Raw genomic sequence first — 6,090 nt, 5'->3', positions numbered from 1 at the left:
CGCGGGGTCTCCCACCCCCTGAGGTCCCGGGCGGGCCGGCGTCCCCGCCCCGGCCGGTCAGGCGAGGCCCGCCTCCTTCGCCAGGATCGCGGCCTGCACCCGTGAGTTGCAGCCGAGCTTGGCCAGCACCCGGGAGACGTGCGTCTTCGCGGTCGCCTCGCTGATTCCCAGGGACGCGGCGAGGTCCGCATTGGACAGTCCGCGGCCGAGGGCGGCGAGGATCTCGCGTTCGCGGCCGGTGAGAGTGCCGAGGGCGGGAGATGCCGTCGTCGACGCGGGCGCGGGCCCGGCCGCGACGAAGGCGGTGAGCAGCCGGCGGGTCACCTCGGGCGCGAGCACGCCGTCCCCGGCCGCGACGTGCCGGACGGCGTCCACCAGATCCCCCGGCTCCACCGACTTCAGCAGGAAGCCGGCCGCGCCCGCCCGGAGCGCGCCGAAGACGTACTCGTCGATGTCGAAGGTCGTCAGGATCAACACCTCGGCCAGGCCCGCGGAGGTGATTTCCCGGGTCGCGCTGATGCCGTCGGTGCCGGGCATCCGCACGTCCATGAGCACCACGTCCGGCCGCAAGGCGGTCGCCTGACGCATCGCGACGGCGCCGTCGGCCGCCTCGCCCACCACGGCGATGTCGGGCGCCTGCTCCAGCATCAGCCGCAGCCCGGCCCGGATCGCGGCGTGGTCGTCGGCGAGCAGCACGCGGATCGTCACGACCGGACCTCCTGGCGCAGGGGCAGCGTGGCGTGGACTCGCCAGAGGTCGCCGTCGCGTCCCGCGGTCACCTCGCCACCGAGCAGCGTGGCCCGTTCGCGCATCGACGGCAGGCCGGTGCCCGCGCTGAGCGCGTCGTGGCCGAGATCGGCCACGTGGGTCAGGGTGTTCGTGACGGTCACGGTCAGCTGTTCGCCGGCCCGGGTCAATTCGAGGTGTACGCGCGCGTCCGGGGCGTGTTTGCGTACGTTGGTCAGCGCCTCACGCACGATCCGGTAGACGGTCTGACCGACCACGACGGGAACGCCCTCGACGTCCTCCAGGTGGCTGTCCACCGGGAGGCCGGCCGCCTCCACCAGCTGCGGCAGGCGATCCAGGCCGCCCGGCACGACGGGGTCGTCGGCGGCCCGCAGCAACATGATCATCGACCGCATCTCCTCCAGCGCGGCCAGGCTGCTGGCGCGGACGGCGCCCAACGCCGTCCGGTCCCGCTCGGTGTCCGGCGGGAGCGCGAGGACACCGCCGGAGTGCATCGCGGTCGTGGACAGGTGGGCCGCGATGACGTCGTGCAGGTCCCGGGCCATCGCGGCACGCTCGGCAAGCACCGCCTCCCGGGCGGACCGCTCGGCGGCGAGCTCGCCCAGCTTCCGTTGCGTGCGCAGGTTGGCCGACCACCAGAGCGGCACGAACAGCAGGGTGGTCAACTGAAGGCCGATGAAGACGGCGATGCGGAATTCGCCGGCGGCCAGGCCACCGACCACGGTCGCGGTGCCGATGATGACGAAGACCGCGGTCGTGACGGCGGCCCGGGCCCGGTCCGAGGCGAACTGGCCGGCCGAGAAGATCAGATCGAACAGGACCAGGACGAGCGCGATGCTGCCGCCGAGCGCGAGGTCGGCCAGGGCGGCCACGACGCCCACCCCGAGCGCGAGCATCGGATGTCGGCGTTTGCCGAGCATGGCGAGACAGCCGACGACCAATGGGACGGTGTGCCACCACGCGGGCGCGCCGGCGAGGCGGTCGATGCCCGGGTCGACCCAGACATCGGTCAGACCGACGATGTTGAACGCCAGACCGGCCGCGAAGGTCGCCGCGGCGGTAACCCTGTCCTGGAACGACGGGCTGCTCCGCCACAGCGCTCGTATCGCTTCCACCTCCCCATACCATCACGGAGTCCCTCCGGCGGCGTCCGACCAAAGATGTACGCGGCCAAGACCCGGACATCTTTCGGCCGACGCGGCGCACGCCAGCCGCGCGCGAGGGTGGCCGGCATGGACATCGCTCTGTTGGGTTCCCTGGCCGTCCTGGCGCTGATCGACTCGACCAGCTTCGGAACCCTGTTGATCCCCATCTGGCTGCTGATGCACCCCGGCGGGATCCGCGCCGGACGCATCCTGGTCTTCCTCGGCACGGTCGCCGCCTTCTACCTCGTGGTCGGGGTGGCCATCGCGCTCGGCGCCGACGCCTTCCTGCCGCAGATCAGCCGGGTTCTCGACACCCGACCGGCGTCGTGGGCGCAACTCGTCCTCGGCGTGGCGCTGTTCTTCCTGAGCTTCCGGCTGGACCGCAAGCACAAGCGCGCCTCCGGCGGCGGCCGGCTGACCCGCTGGCGGGAGCGTGCCCTGACCGACGGCGGCGCCGGCGGGCTGGCCGGGCTGGCGCTGGCCGCGGCCGCCGCGGAGGTCACGACGATGCTGCCCTACCTGGCGGCAATCGGCCTGCTGACCACGTCGAAGCTGGCGGCCGGTCCGATCGTGCTGGTGATGGCGGGATACTGCCTGCTGATGATCCTGCCCGCGCTGCTCCTGCTGACGGCGCGCCTGACCGCCGGCGACCGCATCACGCCGCTGCTGACCCGGGTCGGCGACTGGCTGGCCCGCAGCAACGCGCTGTCGTGGGTCGTCGGCATCGTCGGCTTCCTGCTCGCCCGCGACGCCGCGGTGCGGCTCTTCCCGTCGGTGGTCGGCTGACGCCTCAGACGGCGTCCCGCAGGGCACGCGTGCGCTGCTCCTGCAAGATGCGGGCCCGGGCGAGGCCGGCGAGCGTGAGCAGCACCGCGACGCGCCACAGCACGAAGCCGAACTCGGCCGAGACGAACCGCCCGTCGACGCTGTCGTCCTGGATCGCGTTGAGCAGCGGGAAGCCCGCGACCGCCAGCGCCACGCCGACGGCCAGGGCGCTCACCGTGAGCCGGCCCGCCTCGTCGCGCTCGGCCGCCATCCAGGACAGCGCGAACAACGCCAGCGTGCCGAGCGCGACCAGCACGACGACCAGGAGGGGCAGCGGCCGGTGACTGTTGAGCCAACCGGCCCCGCTGAGGCCCCAGCCCGACCAGTGCGGGCCGACGGCGTCCACGGTGCCGATGTTGTCGGGCAGGCCGGTCTCGTGCTCCTGGGCGGCCCACGGCAGCGGCAGTGTCAGCAGGGCGGCCAGCGCCCCACCGACCGCGACGATGCGAGCTCCCGACAACGACGTGGACATATCGACGTACCCCCGTTCCGCGTGGTCGCGCCGATGGTAGTCGGCAGCGCCACGTCCGACCGTCGCCAGGCCGCCGCGAGCCGGTGCGGACGCCCCGTTCATCACCGGGCCACCGTGAACGCCACGGTGGGTTTACGATCTGAACCATGAACGGGGTGCCGATGCTGGCGGCCGTCGCTGCGGCGTACGGCTGCTGGGTGACCCCTGATCTGCCGCTCTACGGCAACGACCACGAGCGCGGCGACTTCGCTCCCTGACATGCCCCGGCGCTGGTGCTGTGCGCCCGGCGCGACATGTCCATCGTCAGCCACGTCGTATGGGAGCGACGTCTCATGTCTGCTGTTCCCGCTTCTCGCGGGGCGCGGGCGGTGCTGCGCGCACCGTGGGTGCCCCGTCTCCTCTTCGCCGGCCAGGTCGGCCGGTTGCCGCTCGGCTCGGCGCCGATCGCGTTGCTGTTGTTCGCCCGTCAGTCGTCGTCGCTGACGATGGCCGGCCTGGTCGTGGCCGCGTACACCGCGGGCATGGCGGCCGGGACGCCGCTACTGGCCCGCGGGGTCGACCGCTGGTCGCAGCGGCCGGTGCTGCACGGTTCGGTGGCGCTCTCCACCGCAGGCTTCCTCACGGTCGCTCTCAGCGGCGGCCGGCCGATGGGGGCGCTGATCGGTGCGGCCCTCGCCGGGCTCGGCACGCCACCGCTGGAGGCGTGCCTCCGGGTGTTGTGGCCGGGGCTGGTTCCGGCGGACACGGTCAGCGCCGCGTACGCGCTGGACGTCGCGCTGCAGGAGCTGATCTTCGTGGCCGGGCCGGTGATCAGCCTGGCCGCCGCGGCGATCGCCGGTCCGAGCACGGCAGTGCTGACCGCGGCCGGCCTGCAGCTGGCCGGAGCGCTGTACTTCGCGTCCGCGGCACCGGTCCGCCGATGGCGCGGCGCGCGCGTGCAGTGGCATTGGGCCGGCCCGCTGCGGGTCCCGCGGTTCGCCGCCCTGATCGGCGGGATGGTCTGTGTCGGCGCCGCAGTCGGCAGCATCCCGGTGGCGCTCACCGGATACGCCGAAGTCGCGGCCGACCGGTCGATCGCGGCCTGGCTGATCGCGGCGCAGGCGGCGGGGGCCTTGACCGGGGGCCTGCTCTACACCCGCGCCCGGCCGGGCGGTGGCGCACGCCTCACCCAACTCTCTGCCGTCCTGGCCCTCGGCTTCGTGCCGCTGATCAGCACGCCCGCACCGGGGGCGATGGCCGTCCTCATGGTGGTGAGCGGCCTGGCACTGCCACCGGTGCTGACGGTGGCGTTCCTGCTGGCCGACCGGCTGGCTCCGGGGGGCACCGCCGCCGAGGCGTTCGCCTGGATCGCCACGGCGTTCGCCGTCGGCAGTGCCACCGGTGCGGCCCTCACCGGCCCACTGACCACTGTGGAGCCGCGTTACGGCTTCGCCGTCGCACCCGTGGCGGCGGCCCTGGCGGTGGCCGTCATGCTCCCCGCAACCAGGAGAACACCATGATCGAGCACATCGTGTGGGACTGGAACGGCACGCTCTTCGCCGACGGCCGCGCGCTCATCGACGCCACCGTCGAGGCGTTCCGGACCTGCGGCCTGACCCCGATCACCGGCGCCGACTACCAGCGGCATCACACCCAGCCGATCCCGGCCTTCTACGAGCGGCTCGCCGGCCGCGCCCTGAGCGACGAGGAGCAGCTTCGCCTGGAGGAGTGCTTCCGCGTCGCGTACACGCGTCATCGCGCGACCATCGCACTCACCTCGGACGCCGCGACCGCGCTCACCGAATGGGCGGCCACCGGCCGCACGCAGTCGCTGTTGTCGATGTATCCACAGGACCAGTTGCTGCCCCTCGTCGAAACCGCCGGCATCGGCCACCTCCTCACCCGGATCGACGGGACCGCCGGATCGGATCTGGCCCGCAAGGCGCCGCACCTGGTGCGCCACCTCGAACGGCAGCGCCTCGATCCGGGTCGCGTGCTGCTGGTGGGGGACAGCGTCGACGATGTGCACGCCGCCAGGTCGTCCGGCGTCACCTGCGTCGTCTACCACTCGGGCCCGGACGCGCTGCACGCCCGCGACCACTTCGCCGGGCTTCCCGCACCCGTCGTGACGTCGCTGCGGGCGGCTGTCGCCCACGCGCGCGCACTTGACGCAGCCGCACGTTGACAGCGCGTTACGCGCGCATCAACATGTGTCCATGTCTCTCCGGGTGGGCCTGGTCCTCGTCCTGATCGGCGCCGGGCTGACGGTGCCCGCGTCTCCCGCGCTCGCCGACGAGGTCGAGCAGGTCGTCAACGGTGGCTTCGACGGCACCACCGACCCGTGGTGGTCCAGCCCGGGCATGCCGATCAGCCTGGAGAGCGGACGCGCCTGCGTCACCGTCGCCGGTGGCACGCCGAACCGCTGGAACCTCGCGATCGGGCAGAACGGCATCGATCTGGTCGCCGGTGAGTCGTACCGGCTGTCCTTCTGGGCCGCCGGGGATCCGGAGGGGCACAACGTCGGCGCCGTGGTCGGGCTCTCCGTCCCGCCGTACCCCACCTACTTCGAGGCGTCGCCGGCGCTGACCGCCTCGGGTGCGGCGTACACGTACACCTTCACCGCCTCCACCAGCACCGACCAGGGTCAGGTCTCGTTCCAGCTCGGCGGCGGCGAGGAGGCGTTCCGCTTCTGCCTGGACGACGTCTCGCTGGTCGGCGGCGTCGCGCCGCCCGGCCCCTACGAGCCGGAGACCGGCCCGCGCGTCCGGGTCAACCAGGTCGCCTACCTCCCGGCCGGGCCGAAGAGGGCCACCCTGGTCACCGATGCGACCACCCCGATGCGCTGGGAGTTGCGCGACCGCAACAACCAGATCGTGCTCAACGGCCGCACCGTCCCGCGTGGAGTCGACGCGTCCTCCGGGC

General features: G+C 73.1%; 7 protein-coding genes. 4 read left to right on the top strand and 3 right to left on the bottom strand.

Features of this window, described 5'->3' with window-relative positions:
* Positions 1–57: 57 nt before the first annotated feature.
* Positions 58–708, bottom strand: a complete 651-nt coding sequence (locus tag AB0M20_RS22240; protein ID WP_364300997.1) for a response regulator transcription factor — start codon at positions 706–708, stop codon at positions 58–60.
* The gene (locus AB0M20_RS22235) at positions 705–1,862 is read right to left on the bottom strand and encodes a histidine kinase (RefSeq protein WP_364300995.1); all 1,158 of its coding nucleotides are present in this window, start codon (positions 1,860–1,862) and stop codon (positions 705–707) included. The genes AB0M20_RS22240 and AB0M20_RS22235 overlap by 4 nt, the downstream gene beginning before the upstream one ends.
* 117 nt (positions 1,863–1,979) lie before the next feature.
* On the opposite strand from AB0M20_RS22235, the gene AB0M20_RS22230 reads away from it, so the two are divergent.
* Entirely contained in the window at positions 1,980–2,678 is a 699-nt protein-coding gene (locus AB0M20_RS22230; RefSeq protein WP_364300993.1) for a GAP family protein, read from the top strand.
* Positions 2,679–2,682: 4 nt separating this feature from the next.
* Here the strand turns inward: AB0M20_RS22230 and AB0M20_RS22225 are convergent, their stop codons facing one another.
* Positions 2,683–3,291: a hypothetical protein gene (locus AB0M20_RS22225; RefSeq protein ID WP_364300991.1), complete on the bottom strand. Its 609-nt coding sequence runs from the start codon at positions 3,289–3,291 to the stop codon at positions 2,683–2,685.
* 230 nt (positions 3,292–3,521) lie between these two features.
* Here AB0M20_RS22225 and AB0M20_RS22220 point away from each other — a divergent pair, with 230 nt between their 5' ends.
* The 3 genes from AB0M20_RS22220 to AB0M20_RS22210 all read left to right on the top strand — a co-directional run.
* Positions 3,522–4,688: an MFS transporter gene (locus AB0M20_RS22220; RefSeq protein ID WP_364300988.1), complete on the top strand. Its 1,167-nt coding sequence runs from the start codon at positions 3,522–3,524 to the stop codon at positions 4,686–4,688.
* Positions 4,685–5,353, top strand: a complete 669-nt coding sequence (locus AB0M20_RS22215) for an HAD family hydrolase (protein ID WP_364300986.1) — start codon at positions 4,685–4,687, stop codon at positions 5,351–5,353. Before AB0M20_RS22220 ends, AB0M20_RS22215 begins: the two co-directional genes overlap by 4 nt.
* Positions 5,354–5,384: 31 nt before the next feature.
* Positions 5,385–6,090 (top strand): cellulase N-terminal Ig-like domain-containing protein (locus AB0M20_RS22210; RefSeq protein ID WP_364300984.1); only part of this gene is annotated, 706 nt, incomplete at its 3' end.

The organism is Actinoplanes sp. NPDC051633 (assembly GCF_040681735.1).
Classification (GTDB): Bacteria; Actinomycetota; Actinomycetes; order Mycobacteriales; family Micromonosporaceae; genus Actinoplanes.
Note: the sequence above shows the minus strand (reverse complement) of the source record. Positions and strands in the feature narration are given on the sequence as shown.

What these genes read in the sequence shown, in the direction of transcription:
- AB0M20_RS22225 (WP_364300991.1), bottom strand. Translation starts at nt 3,291, where the DNA reads ATGAACGGGGCGTCCGCACCGGCTCGCGGCGGCCTGGCGACGGTCGGA.
- AB0M20_RS22230 (WP_364300993.1), top strand. Translation starts at nt 1,980, where the DNA reads ATGGACATCGCTCTGTTGGGTTCCCTGGCCGTCCTGGCGCTGATCGAC.
- AB0M20_RS22220 (WP_364300988.1), top strand. Translation starts at nt 3,522, where the DNA reads ATGTCTGCTGTTCCCGCTTCTCGCGGGGCGCGGGCGGTGCTGCGCGCA.
- AB0M20_RS22215 (WP_364300986.1), top strand. Translation starts at nt 4,685, where the DNA reads ATGATCGAGCACATCGTGTGGGACTGGAACGGCACGCTCTTCGCCGAC.